Origin of the sequence: Streptomyces sp. NPDC058239, assembly GCF_042882185.1 — a bacterium.
Taxonomy (GTDB): Bacteria; Actinomycetota; Actinomycetes; order Streptomycetales; family Streptomycetaceae; genus Streptomyces.
This window is the reverse complement of record NZ_JBHVWS010000001.1, coordinates 40,314-59,763: the sequence shown is the minus strand read 5'-3', so window position 1 is coordinate 59,763 and position 19,450 is coordinate 40,314. Positions and strand designations below refer to the sequence as shown.

Below are 19,450 nucleotides of genomic sequence, written 5' to 3'. Positions count from 1 at the left end.
AAGACTGCTCCCCGTGACGTCCCGTACCCCGCGCGACTCCAGGCTGCGACTTGTCCGCCCGCGACCCCTTGTCACCGCTCGCAAGGCCGTGACCACCCGGCGCACCAGGCCGGCTCCCCGCCCCCCGGAGGGCACCCCTCCCAGGGCGGAACTGGCCCGCCAGGCCAGGACGGCCCTCGCCGACGCCGTACGGATCGCCCGCTGGGCAGCCGACGGCGCGATCCCCGGCGCGCCGCCCCTGGCCGCCCAGGCCCTCGAACGGGCCGCGACAGCCCTGGAGTTGTCCCCGGCCCAGGTGCGCTCCGGCTGGGACCGGGCCCGGCTCGCCGGTCTGGTCGAACTGCACGGCGACACCGCACGCCCCGGCTGGCGGCTGCGCGCCTGGGACCGCGACGACTCCGCCGTGCTCCGCGGCTGGGTGGCGCTCTTCGACGCCTGGTCACTCGTCCACCCCGCGCCCGAGGGCATCGAGTCCACCGCGGTCGCAGAGACTGTCGAGGCCGTGCCGCAGGTGCTCTCCCTCCTCCAGCTCTCGGCGGGCCCGGTCACCGTGCCCGCCCTCCTGGACCTTCTCGGCCAGCGCGTCGCGGAACTCCACGAGGAGCGCTGCGAGGTGCCGTACGGGCCGCAGGCGCCGCCCGCACCGGCCGAATCCGCCCCCGCGGCACACCCCGCAGCCCTGGTCTCCCTCCTTCTCGACTGGGCCCTTGAGGGACTGGCCGCGGTAGGCGCGCTCACCCTCGGCGCCGGACACGCCACCCTCACCCCGCTCGGCAACTGGGCGGTCTGGGTCAAGCTGGAACAGATCTGCGTCGCGGCCCAGAGTCCGGCCGGGAACATCGAGCAGTCCGCCGCGGACATGCTGCTCGGCTGCGCCCGGCTCACCCCGGGCCCGGCCCGCGCCGAATACCGGGCCTGGCTCGCCGCCCGCCCCGTCGGCAGCGCCGTTGCCGAACTCCTCGGCGTCGCCCGCGGGGAGGACGCGCTGCTGCGCGGGCTCGCCTTCGAGGCTCTCCGGGTCGTCGGCGCCCCCGCCGAGCCCGAGGTTCGCTCCGTCGTGGGCGACCCCTCGCTGCGCCCCTACGCGCTGCTGTGGCTGGCCGAGTACGGCGGAACGGACCCCGAGGACGCCCAGGACGTCCTCAGCCGCGAGGAAGCCACCTGGCTCTGGGTCGACACCGCGGCGGCGGTCGCGGACCACGGCGAGACCGGGCTGCTGGTCCGCCATCTCGACTCGGCCGTCCAGGGCACGGTGCCGGCTCTGCTGGACGAGGTGCGGGCGGTCGGCCACCCGCGCACCGTGCAGGTCCTGGTGGCCCTGGCCGCCGCGCACCCGGACCCGGCGCTGGCCAAAGCCGTGCGCCGGGCCGCGTTCCAGGTGCACACGGGCGGTGCGTAGCGCGGGTGAGTCCGCGTCGGACGGGCTCGGCCCCGAGCCCGTCCGGCCGACCGCCCGTCAGTCCGCCGACCCCGGTGCGTACGTCCCGAAGCTCCACACATTGCCCTCCGCGTCCCGCGCAATGAAGTCGCGGGAGCCGTAGTCCTGGTCCGTCGGCGGCATCAGGATCTCCACCCCGTACTCCACGGCCCGGGCGTGATGCTCATCGACCTCGTCCACCACGACGTAGACACCGGCCGGGCCCGCGCCCTGCATCGCCTTGGCGAAGACACCCTCGCGGCCCTTGGAGCCAAGCATCACCCTGCCGTTGCCGCAGGACAGCTCCGCATGCAGCACCGTGCCGTTCTCGCCCTCGTACACCGCTTCCTCGGTGAAGCCGAGGCCCTCCGTCAGCGTCCTGATCGCGGCCTTCGCGTCGTCGTACAGAATCGTCGGATAGATCGTCGGAACGCCGGCCGGTGCGCCTGCCATCGCGCTCACCCCTTCTCGTACTCCCGGGACCTGTTTCTGTGACCTGACTCTGTGATCTGCGTCTCAGTCTTCCACCGGCCACTGACAACGGCCCGGCTCGGCTCAAGAGGCCCGGCTCAGCGGAAGGTGTTGCAGTCGGCCATGTCTCCGCTGCGGAAGCCGGTGGTGAACCACTGCTGCCGCTGCGCGGCCGAGCCGTGCGTCCAGGACTCAGGTGTGACCCGGCCCTGGAACTTCTCCTGGATCCGGTCGTCGCCGACCGCGGCCGCCGCGTCGAGTCCGTCCCGGATGTCCGCCTGTGTCAATGAGGTGATCAGCGGCCGCCCGGTCAATTCGTCGGGCGTGGTCGTCGCGTGATGCGCCCAGACCCCGGCGTAACAGTCCGCCTGCAGCTCCACCCTGACCGCATTGCTGTTGGCGCCGGTCTGCCTGTCCTGCGCGCGGCTCAGAGTTCCCATGAGGTCCTGCACATGGTGCCCGTACTCATGGGCGACGACATACGCCTGGGCGAACGGGCCGCCGCTGGAGCCGAACTTCGTCCGCAGCTCGTCGAAGAAACCCAGGTCCAGATAGACCTTCCGGTCACCCGGGCAGTAGAACGGCCCGACCGCCGAGGTCGCGGTGCCGCACGCGGTGGCGATGCGGTCCGTGAACAGGACAGTCGGCGCATCCGTGTACGTCCCGCCACGCCGCCGGAACTCCTGCTTCCAGTAGTCCTGCACGCTGTTGACCACCGCGACGATCCGGCAGTCCTCCCTGGTGTTCGCGTCCTGCCCGGTCCGGCAGGACTGCTGCACCTGGGCCGCCGAGGACGCGGTCGCCGTCGTGCCCGAGCCGCCGGACGACAGGCCGAGCTGATCGGGGCCGACGCCGAAGAACAGCCCCAGGATCAGTGCGATGAGACCGGCGATGCCGCCGCCCACGGTGGCCTTGCCGCCGGGGATGCGACTGCCGCGCACATCCTGGACCTCGGACGTGTCCAGATCGGCGTCGTCGTCGAACTGCATGGAGCACCACCCTCTGCTGCGGCCGTGGTGATCTCACCACCTCCGCCGAGTATTGGGTAGTTCACACCGCAATGCCCTTTTTTGGTCGCGCGGTGGAGTGGAGCGGCAGCGCTGAGCGAGATTTCGGCAAGTGCCGTGAGCGCATGCGGAAAAGCAGTTGCACACCGCCAGTAGAATGACCCGTATGGCAATTCTCCTTGTGCATTAGACGGCGTCGAGACACCTCCGCCCTCGTCCCGTCCGCCGTCCACACCGCCCTGGAGTTTTACCGTGATCACCGCTTCCGGCATCGAGCTGCGCGCCGGCGCCCGCATCCTCATCGAGTCCGCCTCCTTCCGTATCGCCAAGGGCGACCGCATCGGCCTCGTCGGCCGCAACGGAGCGGGCAAGACCACCCTCACCAAGTGCCTCGCAGGCGAGGGCAACCCCGCCGGCGGCACCATCGCCCGCTCCGGCGAGGTGGGCTACCTCCCGCAGGACCCGCGCACCGGCGACCTCGACGTACTCGCCCGCGACCGCATCCTCTCCGCCCGCGGTCTCGACGAGATCCTGCGCAAGATGCGCGAGAACGAGGAGCGGATGGCGAACGGCAAGGGCGCCACCCGTGAGAAGGCGATGAAGAAGTACGAGCGCCTGGAGACGGAGTTCCTCACCAAGGGCGGATACGCCGCCGAGGCAGAGGCCGCCACCATCGCCGCCGCGCTCAGCCTGCCCGACCGGGTGCTCGGACAGCCGCTCCATACGCTCTCCGGCGGTCAGCGCCGCCGCATCGAGCTGGCCCGCATCCTGTTCTCGGACGCCGACATCCTGCTGCTCGACGAGCCGACGAACCACCTCGACGCCGACTCGATCGTCTGGCTGCGCGACTACCTCAAGACCTACCGCGGCGGTTTCATCGTGATCTCCCACGATGCCGAGCTCGTCGAGACGGTCGTCAACAAGGTCTTCTACCTCGACGCCAACCGCTCGCAGATCGACATCTACAACATGGGCTGGAAGCTCTACCAGCAGCAGCGCGAGGCCGACGAGAAGCGCCGCAAGCGCGAGCGGCAGAACGCCGAGAAGAAGGCCGCGGCCCTCAACTCGCAGGCCGACAAGATGCGCGCCAAGGCCACCAAGACCGTTGCCGCGCAGAACATGGCCAAGCGCGCCGAGCGGCTGCTCTCCGGCCTGGAGGCCGTCCGGGTCTCCGACAAGGTCGCCAAGCTGCGCTTCCCCGAGCCCTCGCCGTGCGGCAAGACCCCCCTGATGGCGGAGGGTCTTTCCAAGTCGTACGGCTCGCTCGAAATCTTCACCGATGTGGATCTCGCCATCGACAAGGGCTCCCGCGTCGTCATCCTCGGCCTCAACGGTGCGGGCAAGACCACCCTGCTCCGGCTCCTCGGCGGCGCCGAGAAGCCGGACACCGGCGAGGTCATCGAGGGCCACGGACTCAAGCTCGGCTACTACGCCCAGGAGCACGAGACCCTCGACCCGGAGCGCACCGTCCTGGAGAACATGCGCTCCGCCGCCCCGGACCTCGATCTCGTCGAGGTCCGCAAGACGCTGGGCTCGTTCCTCTTCTCCGGCGACGACGTCGACAAGCCCGCCGGCGTCCTCTCCGGCGGTGAGAAGACCCGTCTCGCGCTGGCGACCCTGGTGGTCTCCTCCGCCAATGTGCTGCTCCTGGACGAGCCCACGAACAACCTCGACCCGGCCAGCCGCGAGGAGATCCTCGGCGCGCTGCGTACGTACAAGGGCGCCGTCGTCCTCGTCACGCACGACGAGGGAGCGGTCGAGGCGCTCCAGCCGGAGCGGATCATCCTGCTGCCGGACGGGGTCGAGGACCTGTGGGGCGCGGACTACCGGGACCTGGTCGCGCTGGCCTGATCCCGGACCCGTCACCGTCTGATCCACTTCGTCTGGATCATTCGGCCTATGCGTGATCCATCATCTGCGTGAGTACGTCTCGTACCTCGGCGCGGCGCCCGGCAGATACCTGCCGGGCGCACCCATTTGGGGCCGCAATCCCCGTGTGGCCCTGACCTGCCGGTTCATCCCGAGCTTGTCCCCACTCACCCCCACAGCCCCGCGGAATGCGGGATTCCGATCGTGTGGGCCCGTTCCCCGGACAGGAATCCGGTTGCACGGACCTTGCTGAATGGGTGGCCAGGAAGCCTCCGAGGGGTGATCATGAGAGTCCAGAGCGCACTTCCCATGAGGAGGCACGGGTGGCCGAGACTCTGAAGAAGGGCAGCCGGGTTACCGGCGCCGCGCGCGACAAGCTCGCGGCAGACCTGAAGAAGAAGTACGACTCCGGTGCGAGCATCCGGGCGTTGGCCGAAGAGACCGGCCGCTCCTACGGATTCGTCCACCGGATGCTCAGTGAGTCCGGAGTAACGCTGCGTGGACGCGGCGGAGCGACACGGGGCAAGAAGGCCGCCACGGCCTGACGGCCTTCGGCGGATCGGGGCAGGTCGTCCGGCCCGCCCCGGGGCTCACCGGTTTCGGCGGTGGCCACCCGGTCGATCGTGATGTCGGCCGGGTGGTTACTGTTCAGTCACTTAGCTCGAAGTGCTGACTGACCCGATCCGGAGGCGCCCCATGACCTCGCTCGACTCTGTGCTCGACAAGGACGGCGTACGACTCACCGTCGATGACGCGGTTGCCACGGTGACCCTCACCAATCCGGCCAAGCGCAACGCTCAGTCCCCCGCTCTGTGGCGGGCGTTGACAGAGGCCGGACGGGCACTGCCCGGCAATGTGCGGGTCGTTGTGCTCCGCGGCGAGGGCAAGTCCTTCTCCGCGGGCCTCGACCGGCAGGCGTTCACCCCCGAGGGGTTCGACGGTGAGCCGTCCTTCCTCGACATGGCGCGCGGCCCGGAGGCCGAGCTCGACGCGACCATCGCCGAGTACCAGGAGGCGTTCACCTGGTGGCGCCGCAACGACATCGTGTCGATCGCGGCCGTCCAGGGGCATGCGATCGGTGCCGGCTTCCAGCTCGCCCTCGCCTGTGATCTGCGGATCGTCGCCGAGGACGTGCAGTTCGCCATGCGCGAGACCAGCCTCGGTCTGGTCCCCGACCTCACCGGCACACACCCCCTGGTCAACCTGGTGGGGTACGCCCGTGCGCTCGAAATCTGCGCCACGGGCCGCTTCGTACACGCAGCGGAGGCCGAGCGCACGGGCCTGGCCAACCTCGTCGTCCCCGCCGACGAACTGGACGCAGCCGCCCGCGATCTGGCCGGCGCACTGCTGGCCGCCCCGCGCGACGCGGTCGTGGAGACCAAGGCGCTGCTGAGCGGTGCCGTCTCCCGTGGTTACGAGGAGCAGCGCGTCGCCGAGCGCGCCGCGCAGGGCCGCCGTCTGCGCGACCTGGCGGGCATCACCGACTGAGAGGGCTGTGCCCCGATCGCCGGGTGGACTCGCTCCACAGTCCCGTCCGGCGATCAGTCCCGTCCGGTGGTCAGTCCCGCTCCACCACCGCCGTGACCAGCACCGTGACCGAGGGACGCCCCTCCACCGCATCCGCCACCGCGCCCCGTACCGCACGTGCCACATCGAGCGCCCGGTGGCCGGAGTCCGTCGCCAGTTCGACCCGTACGGTGTCCGGGCCCGCGTGCACCGCGTCGCCCAGCACCCGGGTCAGCGTCACGACACCCGGAACACCCGCGGCAGCGAGCCCCGCCGCCCCCTCCGCCCTCGCCGAGCGCACCTCGGCCGGTGCGGACACCCGCCGTTCGGGCGGTGTGTCCAGCAGCTCCGTCACCCGGAGATCCACCTCGGCGACCACCAGGCCCAGCCGGTGCCCGGCTGCCGTCAGCAGTGCCGAGCGCAGCGCAGCGGCCGCGGCGGGCAGCGGCCGGCCGGACATCGCCGACATGGTCGCCTCGATCCGCAGCGGTCCCGGCGGCAGTGCACTCGGCGGCGGTTCCACCTCCGCGTCCGGGGCCCGGTCCGGATCGGCCACGGAGATCCTGAGCTCCCCGAGCACCGGTCCCGGTCCCGGACCGCCCACCGCGTCGCGCAGTACCCGGGCCGCGGCCCGCTCCGAGATCCAGGCCCCGTCCGCCGGACCGCCCAGCGGAAGCAGCCGGCCGAGGCCGAGCCGTTGCCGAACCGCTGCCGTCCATCCGTCGGCCCTGTGCGGGCTGTCAGCCGTCGTCATTTCCCCAGCCTGCCGCATCCACGGCGCGAGACGGGGCAAGCGCGCTTAATGTGGGCAACGAGGTCCAACCTGCCCCGAAGGGAAGAGTGGCGATGACCGACACCCCACAGCGGAACCGTCCCGAGAGCCCCGACAAGGAATCGAGCCCGATCACCAAGCGCGGCGGGGGAGACCCCGCCACCCGTGGCCGTACGACCATCGCCGACGGCGTGGTCGAGAAGATCGCGGGAATGGCGGCACGTGACGTGGTCGGTGTCCATGCGATGGGCAGTGGCTTCTCGCGTACGTTCGGAGCGGTGCGCGAACGGGTACCCGGAGGTGGGAAGTCCGTCACCCGAGGGGTCAAGGCGGAGGTCGGCGAATCACAGACCGCCCTCGACCTGGAGATCGTCGTCGACTACGGCGTGTCGATCGCCGATGTCGCCCGGGACGTACGGGAGAACGTGGTCGCGGCGGTCGAGAGGATGACAGGCCTCGAAGTCGTGGAGGTCAATATCGCGGTCAGCGATGTGAAGCTGCCCGACGAGGAAGAAGAAGAACCCGAGCCACGTCTCCAGTAGGCCTCCTGACCGAGGCAGTTGAGGAGCGCAGGATGAACATGGCTGTGGTCGGCATGGTGGCCGGCATGGCGCTCGGATTCGCCGGGTACTTCGGCGGATTCGGAGCCTTTCTGCTGGTGGCCGCGTTGGGGGCGATCGGCTTCATCGCGGGTCGCTTCCTGGAGGGTGACCTGGAGCCCGGCGACTTCTTCCGGAGTCGCGAGCGCGGCGACCGACGGCGGTGACGGCGTTGTCGGGGGTGAGCGGCCGGGTCGCCGCCGGTGAGCGCGGGGAGACCCGGATCGCCGACCGCGTGGTCGCGAAGATCGCCGCACAGGCGGCGAAGGAGGCGATCGACGAGCCGCCGAAGGAAGGCGCCTCGCCGCGCGCCACGGTCACGGTGCACCGCGACACCGCCCGGGTCCGGGTGAGCCTGGAGCTCGGATACCCCTCCGACATCGGCCGCCAGTGCGGCGGGGTGCGTCGGCATGTCACCGAGCGGGTAAAGGCGTTGGCGGGGATGGAAGTGCCCGAGGTTGCCGTACAGGTCGAGCGCCTGCATCCGACGGGAGCGAGCATCGCGGCACAGGGGAGGATCCGATGACCGAGCCCCACGAACCGGAACACCGTACGCAACGGCTGCCCACCACCCGGCCCGTCGAACAGGGGACCGTGCCCGAACTCGACCAGTCCGCCTCGTCCGCCGCCTACGACCCGGTGCCCGCGCAGCCGGAGAGCGGCGGCAGGGCGGGCCGCTTCTGGTCCGCGCGCCGCATCCCCGCGGCGATCCTCGCCCTGGTGATCCTCGGCGGCACCGGTCTGCTGCTCTACGACGTGGCGGCGGTACGGGCCGACCACCCGGCGATGCAGTGGCGCCGCACGCTGGCCGACGAGCTCGCCGGCCGGCCGCTGGACAACATCTGGGTGCTGGCCGGCGCGGCGGCCGCCGTGGCGATCGGCCTGTGGCTGCTCGTGCTCGCCGTCACCCCCGGACTCCGCGACCTGCTGCCGATGCGCCGCGACCGCCCCGGCGTACGGGCCGGCCTCGACCGGGCCGCGGCCGCACTGGTTCTGCGGGACCGGGCCATCGAGGTGTCGGGTGTGCAGTCGGTACGGGTCCGGATGGGCCGGAGCAAGGCCGGGGTGCGTGCGGTGTCGCACTTCCGGGAACTCGACGACGTACGGGCCGATCTGGACACCGTGCTCGGGACCGGCATCAAGGAACTGGGCCTGGCCAGGCCACCGAGCCTGTCCGTATATGTCCGCCGTCCCGCGAAGAAGGGGTGAGCCCGTTGCTCAGGACCGTCAACCGGGTACTGCTCGGCCTGGCCGGGCTGGTGCTGATCTGTGGCGGCGGTGCGGTGCTCGCGGCCGGGCTCGGCCTCTCCGTACCGTCCTGGTGGCCCTGGTACGGCAAGGGCGATGTGCTCCTCAGCGTGGCCGACCGGGACCGCTGGCGCGGCGAGGGCTGGTGGTGGCCGACGGTGATCGCGGTCCTGGCCGTCGTGGTCGTCCTCGCCCTGTGGTGGCTGCTGGCCCAGCTGCGCCGCGCCCGTCTCGCCGAGGTGCTGGTGGACAGCGGCGACGGCGAGGGCGCGCTCCTGCGGGGCCGGGCCCTGGAGGGGGTGCTCGCCGATGAGGCGGGGACCTTGGACGGGGTGGCTCGCGCCCAGGTCGTGCTGACTGGCCGGCGCAGTTCGCCGCACGCCAGGATCCGCCTGCTGATGGAGCCGCACGCGGCGCCGGACGAGGCGCTCGGCCGCCTCACCGACGAGGCACTGGCCCATGCGCGGGATTCGGCCGGGCTGGCGGAACTCCCGGCCGAGGTGCGGTTGAGGGCGGTCAAGCACCGTGCCGAAAGGGTGAGTTGACGGCTGCTGTCAGGGTGTCCCCGATCGCCGGAGGGGCCTGAGGAGTCGAACCCGTCCGGCGATCCAGGGCGGAGCGGGCCGGTTCAGAAGCCGTGCCGGGAGCCGCCGTCGACCGGCAGCATGATGCCCGTCACGTAGGACGCCGCAGGCGAGAGCAGGAACGCCGCGGTCCTGCCGAACTCCTCCGGAGTGCCGTAGCGCCGCAGCGGAATACCTGCCTCATTGGCCGTACGAGAGGCTTCCGAATCGCCCGAGAGCGCATCCAGCTCACGCATCCGGTCCGTGCCGATCCGGCCCGGCAGCACCCCCACCACGCGGATGCCCCGGGGGCCGAGCTCATCGGCCAGGGACTTGGCGAAACCGGCCAGGCCGGGGCGCAGACCGTTGGAGATCGTCAGCCCGGCGATCGGCTCGTACACGGAGCCGGAGAGTACGAAGCCGATGACTCCGCCCTCGCCGAGCGTGGCCGCCGCGGCCCTGGCGAGGCGTACCGCGCCCAGGAACACCGACTCGAAGGCCGACTGCCACTGCTCGTCGGTGTTGTCGGCGACGAAGCCGGGTGCCGGTCCGCCGACGCTGATGAGAATGCCGTCGAGCCGGCCGAAACGCTCGTGCGCGCTGTCCACCAGACGCTGCGCGGAGGCGGGGTCGGCGTTGTCCGCGGCGAGGCCGACGGCGTCCGGCCCCAGCTCGGCGGCGGCCGCCTCGACGCGCTTCTCGTCCCGGCCGGTGATGATCACCCTCGCGCCGTCCTCGGCCAACGCCCGCGCCGTGGCATTGCCCAGCCCTCGGCTCGCTCCGGTGACGATGTACACACGGTCCTTCAGTCCAAGATCCATGGGCCCTATCCTGCCGTGTCGCCCTCCATCGTGTCCTCCCCGGCCAGCGCCATGGCGGTGCCCACCAGTCCGATGTGGCTGAACGCCTGCGGGAAGTTGCCGAGCTGCCGGTGCCCGACGATGTCGTACTCCTCGGCGAGCAGCCCCACATCGTTGCAGAGCCCCAGGAGCTGCTCGAAGAGTTCTCTGGCCTCCTCGGCGCGCCCGGTCAGGCGCAGGGCGTCGGCCAGCCAGAACGAGCACGCCAGAAAGGCCCCTTCGCTGCCGGGCAGCCCGTCGATCGAGCTGCCGTCCGTGCTGTAGCGGCGGACCAGGCAGCCGCTGCCCAGCTCGTCCCGGACCGCGTCGACCGTCCCGATCATCCGGGGATCGTCCGGCGGCAGGAACCCGGTCCGGGCGATCAGCAGCGTCGCGGCGTCCAGATTCCGGGAGCCGTAGGACTGCGTGAAGGTGTTCCGTACCGGGTCGAACCCCTTCTCGCACACCTCCCGGTGCACGGCGTCCCGCATCACCCGCCACCGCTCGGCGTCGCCGGCCAGCGCAGGGTTCTTCTCCAGGGTGCGTACGGCACGGTCGGCGGCGACCCAGGCCATCACCTTGGAGTGCACGAAGTGGCGGCGCTGGCCTCGGATCTCCCACAGCCCCTCGTCCGGCTCGCGCCAGGTGGACTCCAGGAAGCCGAGCAGGCTGAGCTGAAGATTCCAGGCGTGAGGCTTGTCGTCCAGGCCGGCCTCGCGCGCGAGCCGCAACGAGTCGATGACCTCTCCGTACACATCGAGCTGACGCTGGCGGACCGCGGCGTTACCGGTCCGGACCGGGCTGGAGTTCTCGTACCCGCTCAGCCACGGCAGCTCCGCCTCGGGCAGTCTGCGCTCGCCCGCCAGGCCGTACATGATCTGCAGGTCGGCCGGGTCCCCGGCAACGGCCCGCAGCAGCCAGTCCCGCCAGGCGGCGGCCTCCTCCAGATAACCGGCCGAGATGAGGGCACCGAGGGTGAGGGTGGAGTCCCGCAGCCAGCAGAAACGGTAGTCCCAGTTCCGTACGCCGCCGATCTCCTCGGGCAGCGAGGTGGTGGGAGCCGCCACGATGCCGCCGGTCGGGCCGAAGGTGAGCGCCTTCAACGTGATCAGCGAGCGGATCACCGCCTCCCGGTACGGGCCCCGGTACTTGCACTGCGCGGACCACTCCGTCCAGTCGGACAGGGTGCTCCTCAGCGCCCCGAACGGGTCGACGAGATCGGGGCGGGGCGAGTGCGAGGGGTGCCAGGTCAGGACGAACGCCACCTGTTCGCCCTCGGAGACGGTGAACGACGAACAGGTGGAGAACTGCTGGCCCCACGTTCTGACCGGCGGCTCGCTGCGCAGCCAGACCGAGTCCGGTCCCGCGACCGCCACCCGGTGCCCCTGCGAGCGGCGCACCCACGGTACGACCGAGCCGAAGTCGAAGCGCAGCCGGATCACGGAACTCATGTCGACGGTCCCGCTGATGCCCTCGACGATCCGCATGACATCGGGTTCCTGGTCGCGCTGCGGCATGAAGTCGATGACCTTGACCGTGCCGGTGCGCGTTTCCCAGAAGGTCTCCAGGACGAGGGAGTCACCCGCATAGCCGCGCCGGGTGCAGGTGTCCGCGCCCTTCGGGGCGATCCGCCAGTGGCCGTTGTCCTCGTCGCCGAGCAGGGCCGCGAAACAGGCGCCCGAGTCGAAGCGGGGCAGGCACAGCCAGTCGACAGAACCGTTCCTGCCGACCAGGGCGGCTGTCTGCAGATCGCCGATGAGGGCATAGTCCTCGATGCGTGGGGTCACGTTCTGGCGTGTTCCCGAACCTGGGCCCCGCTAAGCAGTTCCAGGAGAGATGGGGGTCACTCCGACGGACAGCCGAGGCCGGCTCTCGGGCAGCTCGCCGGCACCTCGGCGGAGCCGGTGTCAGGCCGTCGCGGGTTCCGGCTGCTCCGGCCTCTTCGTCTCGGAGGCATCCTGCTCCTCGTCGGCGGCCTTGGCCGCGGCCTCCACCCGGTCGCGCTTCTCCCTGCGGGCGAGGACCACGAAGCCGACCGGGACACCGGCGGCGAAGAGCCACCACTGCACGGCGTACGCCATGTGCGGGCCGATCGAGCTGTCGTCGGGAGCCGCGATCAGTTCCGGGGAGTCGCCGGAGGGCTCGGGTCCGGTCTGCTCGATGTAGCCGCCGAGCACGGGCCGGGAGAGCCTCTTGGCCTCCTGGGCGCTGTTGATCAGCATCACCTGGCGGTCCGGCAGGTCCGAGATGTCCTTGATGCCGCTGGTGCTCGTCGTCTCGTCGGCCTTGAGCCGCCCGGTGACGGTCACTTCGCCCCTGGGCACGGCCGGTACGTCGGGGAAGGCGCGCTGGCTGTCGGCGGAGGGTACCCAGCCGCGGTTGACCAGGACCGTGCCGCCGCCCTTGAGGTCGAGCGGGATCAGTACATGGACACCGATCCGGCCGTCGGTCGAGGTCCTGCGGCGTACGACCACCTCGTGCGCGGTGTCGTACGTACCCGTGGCCGTCACCGCCCGCCAGTAGTCGGAGCGCGGGACCGTGTGACCCGGAGAGGTGAGCGAGGCGACCGGAACCGGTTTTGCCTTGAGGTTGTGGGAGATCAGAGAGTTCTGCGCGACCTTGTGCTCATGCCGGTGCAGCTGCCAGAAGCCCAGCTCGACCATCGTGGGAATCAGGACGAGGGAGAGGAGGGCGAGGATCAGCCACTGCCGGGTCAACAGGAAGCGGTACACCCCATGACGGTACAACTGCGTCATGGGGTGCATCGCGGAGGGGTGGGGGAAGGGTGCGCGGCGGCCGGTGGTCAGACTTTGTCGATGATGCCCACCTTCCCCTCGGCGCGGGCGCAGTGACCGCCGCAGAACCAGTGCCCGTCGACCTCGACTCCCTGGCCGATGACCTGGACCCTGCAGTGTTCACAGATGGGCGCCATGCGGTGAATGGCGCAGGAGAAGCAGTCGAAGACGTGCACCGCGCCCTGCGCGTGCACCTCGAAGGACATGCCGTAGTCGTTTCCACAAACCTCGCAACGTGCCATGCGCCACAGGTTGGGACGCAAGGGCGGCGGCGGGCGAGCGGCGGGCGGGCGAGTCGCCCCCGGTTCACTCCGATGACGGCGCGGCCGCCCGCGCCGACGCCGGCGCCACATCGCGCAACAGATGGGTGAACGCGCTCTCGTCCAGAACCGGTGTGCCGAACGACTTCGCCTTCACCGTCTTCGACGTCGCCGAGTCCGGGTCATTGGTGACGAGCAGGCTGGTCAGCCGGGACACACTGGTCGCCACGTGCAGACCGGCCTCCACGGCCCGGTCCTCCAGCAGCTCGCGGTCGACGGAGGTGTCCCCCGAGAACGCCACCCGCATGCCCTGCATGAGAGGTTTGTCCTTCTCGTACCGCCCGGGGTTCGGATACGGGCACGCCGGACGCTTGCGCGAGGGGCGCCAGCTGTTCTGACCGTACGAAGCCTGGTAGCCGACCCGCGGTGTGACCGGGGAGTCCGACCACTCGGTCAGTGGCCGGCACTCCAGCAACGGCAGCCGCACCCCGCCCCGCGCCGCCGCATGCAGACTCGGCCGGAACGCCTCGGCCAGCACCCGGGCGTCGTCCAGGGCGTGGTGGGCGCGCTGCTGCACGACTCCGAAGTGCGCGGCCAGCGACTCCAGCTTGTGGTTGGGCAGCGGCAGCCGCAGCTCCTTGGAGAGCGCGATGGTGCACAGCCGCTGCTCGACGGGGGCGGTGACCGAGGCCCGTGCGTACTCCCGGGCCAGCATCGACCAGTCGAAAGCCGCGTTGTGCGCGACGAGCACGCGGTTCGCGAGCCGCTCGGAGAGCTGGGCGGCGACCTCCGGGAAGAGCGGAGCGCCTTCGAGGACATCACTGGTCAGCCCGTGGATCCAGACAGGACCGGGATCACGCTGAGGGTTGACGAGGGTGTACCAGTGGTCCTCGACATTGCCCTGCGCGTCCAGGCGGTAGACGGCAGCGGACACTATCCGGTCGTCCCGTGCGAGTCCGGTGGTCTCCACGTCGACGACCGCGTACCCCTGCGGGTAGGCGGTCGGCCACGGTGCTGCGGTCTGGCGGTCGTCGAGCATGGTCACAGAGAATACGGGCCGCGACTGACAGTCTCCTATTCGGCTGTCTCCCGCCCCCGCATGCCGGTTCCGCGGCGCGACCCCTGTTGTACGGGGCCCGCCAGCAGCCCCTCCACCAGGGCCCGCACGGAATCCGCGAACAGCCGGTCCGGGTCGGCGGGCCGGGTCAGTGCGCGGGCCAGTGCCGGGTCGTCGTCCGCGGTGGACGCGGCCCACAGATCGCCCTCGCCGGGTGACTGGACGGGGGACCGCTCCCGGTTGCGTTCGACGAGCAGGAAGCCGACGGTCTGGAACTGCACCGCCCGCACCGCTGCCGCCGCCCGCGCCCCGCGCAGCCCCGCGGCGTGCACCTCGTGGACGAGGGCCTGTTGCGCGGGGAGGAACATCCGCTCGGTGAGCCCTCGTTCGTGGACCATCGCGATCAGATGCGGCCTGGACCGCAGTTCGCGGCGCAGGCCGCGGGCGACGGAGACGATACGGGCCGCCGGGGTCCGGCCGGCCGGGCGGAGAGTGCCCATCTCCTGCACGGTGCGCTCGACGAGGGCGTCCAGCAGCGATTCACGATTGCCGACGTGCCAGTAGATCGACGTGACCGCGGTGCCCAGTTCCGCGGCGAGGCCGCGCATGGTGAGGGCCTGCGGGCCGTGCCGCTTCACCAGGGCGCCGGCCGTGTCCAGGACCTCTTCGCGGGTCAGTGACGATCGCGCCACAGCGCTCCTTGATTCTCGAACTCCGTTACATGCATGCCTATTTACCCTTCATCGACGTCGGTGTAACTGTGTTACAGGACCGGCACGCAGAACCGAGACACGGAGAACCGATTCACGGACGATCGAGAAAGGGTGGTACGGCATGGCACGTGTACGGTACGGCGCGCGCACCGAGGCCGAGATCGCGGCGGCCCGCGCGGCCCGCTCCACACTCCCCGACATCTGGTCCACCGGTGTGGTGGCCCTCTGGGAGAGCGACCCCGACGCGGTGGCGGCCGTCCTCCCGCCGCCCCTCAAACCCGCGCAGCGCCCGCTCGTCCGGGCCAACATCAGTACGGTCGAACTCCCCGGCTACCCACTGGGTGCGGGCTCCGTCGCCGTCGCCGCCGTCCACGACGGCCACGAGGGCTGGTATCCGCTCGTCATGCCGATGACCCATGAACGGGCTCTGATCGGCGGCCGTGAGGTGTTCGGCGAACCGAAGAAGCTCGGCGAGGTGACCGTCGAACGCGACGGCCTCGTCGTCCGGGCCGCGCTCGCCCGGCACGGCATCGCGTTCGTCGAGGTGCGCGGCGCGGTCAGCGGGCCGCTCCCGCTGCCCCGACCGACGACCAAGCTCGACTTCTACTTCAAATTCCTGCCCGCGGTGGACGGCGAGGGCTTCGACTCCGACCCCGTCCTGATCCACTGCACCCGTCACGAGAAGGTCCGCAGACTGGAACGCATCTCGGGCGATGTGGTGCTGCGCGAGTCGATGTACGACCCGGTCGCCGACCTCCCCGTACGACGGCTGGTCGACCTCACCATCGGCGAGAAGACCAGCGACCAGCAGGGCAGGGCCGTGGAGCGGGTGAGCGCCGGGGCCCTGCTGCCGTACATCCACCAGCGCTACGACGACCCGCAGCAGATCCACGACGGCCCGCCGGAAGGAAGCGTCCGATGAGACTGGAGGAGGGCCAGGTCGCCGTCGTCACCGGCGCCGCGAGCGGCATCGGCCTCGCGATGGCACGCAGGTTCGCTGCCGAGGGGCTGAAGGTCGTCCTCGCCGACGTGGAGGAGGGCGCGCTCGACAAGGCGGCGGGGGAGCTGCGCGAGGACGGTGCGCAGGTGCTGGCGCGGGTGGTCGACGTCAGCGAGCGGGACTCCGTGCAGGCTCTCGCCGACGCCGCGTACGACACGTTCGGCGCCGTCCATGTGCTGTGCAACAACGCGGGCGTCGGATCCGGCGCCGAGGGCCGGATGTGGGAGCACGAGCCGAACGACTGGAAGTGGGCGTTCGCCGTCAATGTGTGGGGCGTCTTCCACGGCGTCCAGGCCTTCGTGCCCCGGATGATCGAGGGCGGCGACCCCGGCCGGGTCGTCAACACCTCGTCCGGCGACGGCGGCATCGCCCCGCTGCCCACCGCCTCCGTCTACGCGGTCACCAAGTCCGCCGTCGTCACGATGACCGAGTCGCTCTACGCGCATCTGAAGGCGGAGGGCTCGGCAGTCGGCGCCTCGGTGCTCTTTCCCGGCCCGCACATGCTCCGTACCGGGCTGTGGGAGTCGCACCGCAACCGGCCGGAGCGGTACGCCAAGGAGCGCCCGCGCAGGACCCCGTACCGCAGCCTCGGCCAGTGGGAGTCCGCCATGCGGGCGGCGGGCCACGAGGTGGAGTTCACCCCGGTGGAGGACGTCGCGGGGACCGTCGTGGACGGGATACGCGCCGACCGCTTCTGGATGCTGCCGGACAGCGAGCACAGCGACCGGCAGATCCGCGCCAGGTCGCAGTCGATGCTCGACCGGACCAATCCGTCGTACCTGGAGAGCTTCATACTCGACTGAGGAGCGAGCGATGACCGACGACCCGTACCTGATCATCTCCTCCGACTGCCACGCCGGGCTGCCCACCGAGGAGTACCGGCCCTATCTCGACCCCCGCTTCCACCGGGACTTCGACGACTTCCTCGCCGGGCGCGACCGCCGCCGCGAGGAGATGACCCGCCTCGGTGTACGCAACGAGGCCTTCGCCGACAAGTGGTTCCACGACAACGAGGAAGGGCTGAGGGGCGGTTGGGACGCCGCACAGCGGCTCAAGGAGCTCGACGGCGACGGGGTGGCGGCCGAGGTCGTCTTTCCCGACGCGGACGCCGTCGACAGCCGGACCGCCGCCCCGTTCGGCGTGGGCCTCGGGCTCTCCGGCGATCAGGACCCGGAACTGGGCATGGCGGGCGCGCAGGCCCACAACCGCTGGCTCGCCGAATTCGTCTCGCAGAACCCCGAACGCCACTGCGGGGTCGCCCTGTTGCCCGTCACCGGAGAGGTGGACCGGGTCGTCGCGGAGATCCACCGGGCGAAGGAGTCCGGACTCGGCGCGCTCATGATCCCCTCCATGTGGGTGGACAAGGCCCCGTACCACGACCGTCGTTACGACCCCGTGTGGGCGGCCGCCGCCGAGACGGCCATGCCGGTGGTCACCCACTCGGGTGCGGCCCCGCGCCACGAGTACGGCGACCATCTCGGGATCTACGTCTCCGAGGTCACCTGGTGGCCTTCCCGCCCGCTCTGGTTCCTGCTCTGGTCGGGCGCCTTCGAACGCCATCCCGGGCTGAGGTTCGGCGTCGCCGAGTCCGGCTGCTGGTGGCTGCCGAACCTCCTCTGGTTCATGGACCGGCTCTACCTCGGCGCCCACGGCGGAAAGAAACTCTCCCCGTTCGCCGAACTGAAACGGCCCCCGCACGAGTACCTCGACCGCCAGGTCTTCATCTGCGCCACCAACACCAAACGCCGCGAACTCGCCCAGCGGTACGAGATCGGCGTCGACAACATCCTGTGGGGCAGCGACTTCCCGCACCCCGAAGGCACCTGGCCGAACACCGCGAACTGGCTGCGCAACACCTTCCACGACATCCCGGTGTCCGAGACCCGGCGCATGCTGGGCCTCGCCGCGGCCGAGGTCTTCGGCTTCGACACGGCGAAGCTCGCCCCGATCGCCGAGCGCATCGGCCCCACACCCGAGGACCTGGGCCAGAGCGCCGACCAGAGGGAGGTCGAGGCGTCCTGGGCGCGCTCGCGCGAGGTCGGTCGGCACTGGCTGACCGATCATGACTTCCCGGTCCTGGGGGTTCAGTGATGGACCGCTACACGGTCATTTCCGCCGACTGCCATGCCGGAGCCGATCTCCTCGACTACAGGCCCTACCTGGAAGCGAAGTACCACGACGACTTCGACGCGTGGGCGGCGACTTACGTCAATCCGTACGAGGACCTCCTCGCCGACACCGCCGACCGCAACTGGAACTCCGCACGCCGTGTCGCGGAGCTGGAGGCGGACGGCATCGTCGCGGAGGTCGTCTTCCCCAACACCATCCCGCCGTTCTTCCCCTCCGCCTCCCTGATGGCGCCCGCGCCGTCGCAGACGGAGTACGAACAGCGCTGGGCCGGCCTGCGCGCCCACAACCGCTGGCTCACCGACTTCTGCGCGCAGGTACCGGGCCGGCGCGCGGGTGTGGCACAGATCCTCCTCAACGACCCGGCGGAGGCGGTCCGCGAGGTCCGCCGCATCAAGGCTGCGGGCCTGACCGGCGGCATCCTGCTGCCCGGCGCCCCGCCCGGATCCGGCATTCCTGAGCTGTACTCGCAGGTGTACGACCCGCTGTGGGCGGTCTGCGAGGAACTGGACGTACCGGTGAACCACCACGGCGGCTCGGCCTCCCCGCCGCTCGGCGACGAACCGGCCGCCCGCGCCGTCTTCATGGTGGAGACGACCTGGTTCTCGCACCGGGCGCTGTGGCACCTGGTCTTCGGCGGAGCGTTCCGCCGCCACCCCGGGCTGAAACTGGTCCTCACCGAGCAGGGCTCCGGCTGGATCCCGGGTGTCGTGGAGATGCTGGACTACTACCACGGACGGCTGGTCGCGGCGGCGGCCCGGGCATCCACCGCCGAGTCCAAGTTCGGTGCGGGACTGGCTGCTTCGATGGGGAACAGCCCCAGTGAGGTCTGGCGCGACAACTGCTTCGTAGGCGCCAGCTTCATGCGGCCCCACGAGGTGCCGCTGCGCGACCGGATCGGCCTCGACAAGATCATGTGGGGCAGCGACTACCCGCACGACGAGGGCACTGCCCCGTACTCACGGCAGGGCCTGAGGATTGCGTACGCGGGACTGCCGCCCGAGGAGATCGCGGCGATGACCGGCGGCAACGCCGCGCGCGTCTACGGGTTCGACCTGGCGGCGCTCGACCGCATCGCGGCCGGGGTCGGCCCGACGGTCGAAGAGATCGCCGAGCCGCTGAAGGAGGTTCCGCCGGACGCGACCAGCCCCGCCTTCGCGCCGGGCGGGTCGGTACGTGTCTGGTGACGGGGCCGGGTGAGACCATC

Annotated in this window: 22 protein-coding genes; 13 read left to right on the top strand and 9 right to left on the bottom strand. The window is 70.8% G+C overall.

Features of this window, described 5'->3' with window-relative positions:
* Nucleotides 1–88: 88 nt before the first annotated feature.
* On the top strand, nt 89–1,399 hold the full coding sequence (locus ACFVYE_RS00305) for a hypothetical protein (protein ID WP_383959624.1): 1,311 nt from the start codon (nt 89–91) through the stop codon (nt 1,397–1,399).
* A gap of 57 nt (nt 1,400–1,456) precedes the next feature.
* On the opposite strand, the gene ACFVYE_RS00300 is transcribed toward ACFVYE_RS00305, so the two are convergent.
* Complete coding sequence (locus tag ACFVYE_RS00300; protein ID WP_383959523.1) at nt 1,457–1,870, bottom strand: VOC family protein; 414 nt, start codon at nt 1,868–1,870, stop codon at nt 1,457–1,459.
* A gap of 116 nt (nt 1,871–1,986) precedes the next feature.
* Nucleotides 1,987–2,877, bottom strand: coding sequence for a neutral zinc metallopeptidase (locus ACFVYE_RS00295; protein ID WP_389603373.1), 891 nt, complete (start codon nt 2,875–2,877; stop codon nt 1,987–1,989).
* A 270-nt stretch (nt 2,878–3,147) separates the two neighbouring features.
* Between ACFVYE_RS00295 and ACFVYE_RS00290 the strand changes: the two genes are divergently transcribed.
* The 3 genes from ACFVYE_RS00290 to ACFVYE_RS00280 all read left to right on the top strand — a co-directional run bounded on the left by ACFVYE_RS00290 (nt 3,148) and on the right by ACFVYE_RS00280 (nt 6,252).
* Nucleotides 3,148–4,746 (top strand): ABC-F family ATP-binding cassette domain-containing protein, encoded by a 1,599-nt coding sequence (locus ACFVYE_RS00290; RefSeq protein WP_383959519.1) that lies wholly within the window; start codon nt 3,148–3,150, stop codon nt 4,744–4,746.
* 341 nt (nt 4,747–5,087) lie between these two features.
* The gene (locus ACFVYE_RS00285; RefSeq protein ID WP_018518904.1) at nt 5,088–5,309 is read left to right on the top strand and encodes a helix-turn-helix domain-containing protein; all 222 of its coding nucleotides are present in this window, start codon (nt 5,088–5,090) and stop codon (nt 5,307–5,309) included.
* A gap of 151 nt (nt 5,310–5,460) precedes the next feature.
* Nucleotides 5,461–6,252: an enoyl-CoA hydratase/isomerase family protein gene (locus ACFVYE_RS00280; RefSeq protein ID WP_382898823.1), complete on the top strand. Its 792-nt coding sequence runs from the start codon at nt 5,461–5,463 to the stop codon at nt 6,250–6,252.
* Nucleotides 6,253–6,322: 70 nt separating this feature from the next.
* Here the strand turns inward: ACFVYE_RS00280 and ACFVYE_RS00275 are convergent, their stop codons facing one another.
* The gene (locus ACFVYE_RS00275) at nt 6,323–7,024 is read right to left on the bottom strand and encodes a hypothetical protein (RefSeq protein WP_389603371.1); all 702 of its coding nucleotides are present in this window, start codon (nt 7,022–7,024) and stop codon (nt 6,323–6,325) included.
* A 92-nt stretch (nt 7,025–7,116) separates the two neighbouring features.
* Between ACFVYE_RS00275 and ACFVYE_RS00270 the strand changes: the two genes are divergently transcribed.
* From ACFVYE_RS00270 to amaP, 5 genes are read left to right on the top strand one after another with little or no spacing between them, the layout of a single operon-like run.
* Nucleotides 7,117–7,584, top strand: a complete 468-nt coding sequence (locus ACFVYE_RS00270) for an Asp23/Gls24 family envelope stress response protein (RefSeq protein WP_383959514.1) — start codon at nt 7,117–7,119, stop codon at nt 7,582–7,584.
* 32 nt (nt 7,585–7,616) lie between these two features.
* Nucleotides 7,617–7,808 carry a hypothetical protein gene (locus ACFVYE_RS00265; protein WP_327366611.1) on the top strand — a complete coding sequence of 64 codons (192 nt, stop codon included), beginning with the start codon at nt 7,617–7,619 and terminating at the stop codon, nt 7,806–7,808.
* Between the two features lie 5 nt (nt 7,809–7,813).
* Entirely contained in the window at nt 7,814–8,167 is a 354-nt protein-coding gene (locus tag ACFVYE_RS00260; protein WP_383959622.1) for a hypothetical protein, read from the top strand.
* Nucleotides 8,164–8,850: a DUF6286 domain-containing protein gene (locus tag ACFVYE_RS00255; protein ID WP_383959511.1), complete on the top strand. Its 687-nt coding sequence runs from the start codon at nt 8,164–8,166 to the stop codon at nt 8,848–8,850. The genes ACFVYE_RS00260 and ACFVYE_RS00255 overlap by 4 nt, the downstream gene beginning before the upstream one ends.
* Nucleotides 8,851–8,855: 5 nt before the next feature.
* Complete coding sequence (gene amaP, locus ACFVYE_RS00250) at nt 8,856–9,434, top strand: alkaline shock response membrane anchor protein AmaP (protein WP_383959620.1); 579 nt, start codon at nt 8,856–8,858, stop codon at nt 9,432–9,434.
* An 83-nt stretch (nt 9,435–9,517) separates the two neighbouring features.
* Here amaP and ACFVYE_RS00245 read toward each other — a convergent pair whose 3' ends face one another.
* The 6 genes from ACFVYE_RS00245 to ACFVYE_RS00220 all read right to left on the bottom strand — a co-directional run bounded on the left by ACFVYE_RS00245 (nt 9,518) and on the right by ACFVYE_RS00220 (nt 15,095).
* Nucleotides 9,518–10,273, bottom strand: coding sequence for an SDR family oxidoreductase (locus ACFVYE_RS00245; protein ID WP_389603368.1), 756 nt, complete (start codon nt 10,271–10,273; stop codon nt 9,518–9,520).
* Nucleotides 10,274–10,278: 5 nt separating this feature from the next.
* A complete protein-coding gene (locus ACFVYE_RS00240) occupies nt 10,279–12,078 on the bottom strand; it encodes a glycoside hydrolase family 15 protein (RefSeq protein WP_383959507.1) in 1,800 nt (599 codons plus the stop codon).
* Between the two features lie 120 nt (nt 12,079–12,198).
* Nucleotides 12,199–13,023 carry an SURF1 family protein gene (locus ACFVYE_RS00235; RefSeq protein ID WP_383959618.1) on the bottom strand — a complete coding sequence of 275 codons (825 nt, stop codon included), beginning with the start codon at nt 13,021–13,023 and terminating at the stop codon, nt 12,199–12,201.
* A 71-nt stretch (nt 13,024–13,094) separates the two neighbouring features.
* Nucleotides 13,095–13,328 (bottom strand): hypothetical protein, encoded by a 234-nt coding sequence (locus tag ACFVYE_RS00230; protein WP_078852816.1) that lies wholly within the window; start codon nt 13,326–13,328, stop codon nt 13,095–13,097.
* 64 nt (nt 13,329–13,392) lie between these two features.
* The gene (locus tag ACFVYE_RS00225) at nt 13,393–14,391 is read right to left on the bottom strand and encodes a DEDDh family exonuclease (protein ID WP_383959505.1); all 999 of its coding nucleotides are present in this window, start codon (nt 14,389–14,391) and stop codon (nt 13,393–13,395) included.
* 29 nt (nt 14,392–14,420) lie between these two features.
* The gene (locus ACFVYE_RS00220) at nt 14,421–15,095 is read right to left on the bottom strand and encodes a TetR/AcrR family transcriptional regulator (protein WP_383959503.1); all 675 of its coding nucleotides are present in this window, start codon (nt 15,093–15,095) and stop codon (nt 14,421–14,423) included.
* Between the two features lie 142 nt (nt 15,096–15,237).
* On the opposite strand from ACFVYE_RS00220, the gene ACFVYE_RS00215 reads away from it, so the two are divergent.
* Genes ACFVYE_RS00215 through ACFVYE_RS00200 form a run of 4 tightly spaced genes read left to right on the top strand, consistent with a single transcriptional unit; the run spans nt 15,238 to nt 19,430 of the window.
* Nucleotides 15,238–16,038, top strand: coding sequence for an acetoacetate decarboxylase family protein (locus ACFVYE_RS00215; RefSeq protein ID WP_383959501.1), 801 nt, complete (start codon nt 15,238–15,240; stop codon nt 16,036–16,038).
* Nucleotides 16,035–16,919 (top strand): SDR family NAD(P)-dependent oxidoreductase, encoded by an 885-nt coding sequence (locus ACFVYE_RS00210; protein WP_383959499.1) that lies wholly within the window; start codon nt 16,035–16,037, stop codon nt 16,917–16,919. Before ACFVYE_RS00215 ends, ACFVYE_RS00210 begins: the two co-directional genes overlap by 4 nt.
* A 10-nt stretch (nt 16,920–16,929) precedes the next feature.
* Nucleotides 16,930–18,207, top strand: a complete 1,278-nt coding sequence (locus ACFVYE_RS00205) for an amidohydrolase family protein (RefSeq protein ID WP_383959497.1) — start codon at nt 16,930–16,932, stop codon at nt 18,205–18,207.
* A complete protein-coding gene (locus tag ACFVYE_RS00200; protein ID WP_383959495.1) occupies nt 18,207–19,430 on the top strand; it encodes an amidohydrolase family protein in 1,224 nt (407 codons plus the stop codon). Before ACFVYE_RS00205 ends, ACFVYE_RS00200 begins: the two co-directional genes overlap by 1 nt.
* The last annotated feature ends 20 nt before the right edge of the window (nt 19,431–19,450 follow it).

Coding starts and splice junctions, on each gene's coding strand:
- ACFVYE_RS00300 (WP_383959523.1), bottom strand. CDS start 1,870: ATGGCAGGCGCACCGGCCGGCGTTCCGACGATCTATCCGACGATTCTG.
- ACFVYE_RS00295 (WP_389603373.1), bottom strand. CDS start 2,877: ATGCAGTTCGACGACGACGCCGATCTGGACACGTCCGAGGTCCAGGAT.
- ACFVYE_RS00280 (WP_382898823.1), top strand. CDS start 5,461: ATGACCTCGCTCGACTCTGTGCTCGACAAGGACGGCGTACGACTCACC.
- ACFVYE_RS00275 (WP_389603371.1), bottom strand. CDS start 7,024: ATGACGACGGCTGACAGCCCGCACAGGGCCGACGGATGGACGGCAGCG.
- ACFVYE_RS00270 (WP_383959514.1), top strand. CDS start 7,117: ATGACCGACACCCCACAGCGGAACCGTCCCGAGAGCCCCGACAAGGAA.
- ACFVYE_RS00265 (WP_327366611.1), top strand. CDS start 7,617: ATGAACATGGCTGTGGTCGGCATGGTGGCCGGCATGGCGCTCGGATTC.
- ACFVYE_RS00255 (WP_383959511.1), top strand. CDS start 8,164: ATGACCGAGCCCCACGAACCGGAACACCGTACGCAACGGCTGCCCACC.
- ACFVYE_RS00245 (WP_389603368.1), bottom strand. CDS start 10,273: ATGGATCTTGGACTGAAGGACCGTGTGTACATCGTCACCGGAGCGAGC.
- ACFVYE_RS00230 (WP_078852816.1), bottom strand. CDS start 13,328: ATGGCACGTTGCGAGGTTTGTGGAAACGACTACGGCATGTCCTTCGAG.
- ACFVYE_RS00215 (WP_383959501.1), top strand. CDS start 15,238: ATGGCACGTGTACGGTACGGCGCGCGCACCGAGGCCGAGATCGCGGCG.
- ACFVYE_RS00210 (WP_383959499.1), top strand. CDS start 16,035: ATGAGACTGGAGGAGGGCCAGGTCGCCGTCGTCACCGGCGCCGCGAGC.
- ACFVYE_RS00205 (WP_383959497.1), top strand. CDS start 16,930: ATGACCGACGACCCGTACCTGATCATCTCCTCCGACTGCCACGCCGGG.
- ACFVYE_RS00200 (WP_383959495.1), top strand. CDS start 18,207: ATGGACCGCTACACGGTCATTTCCGCCGACTGCCATGCCGGAGCCGAT.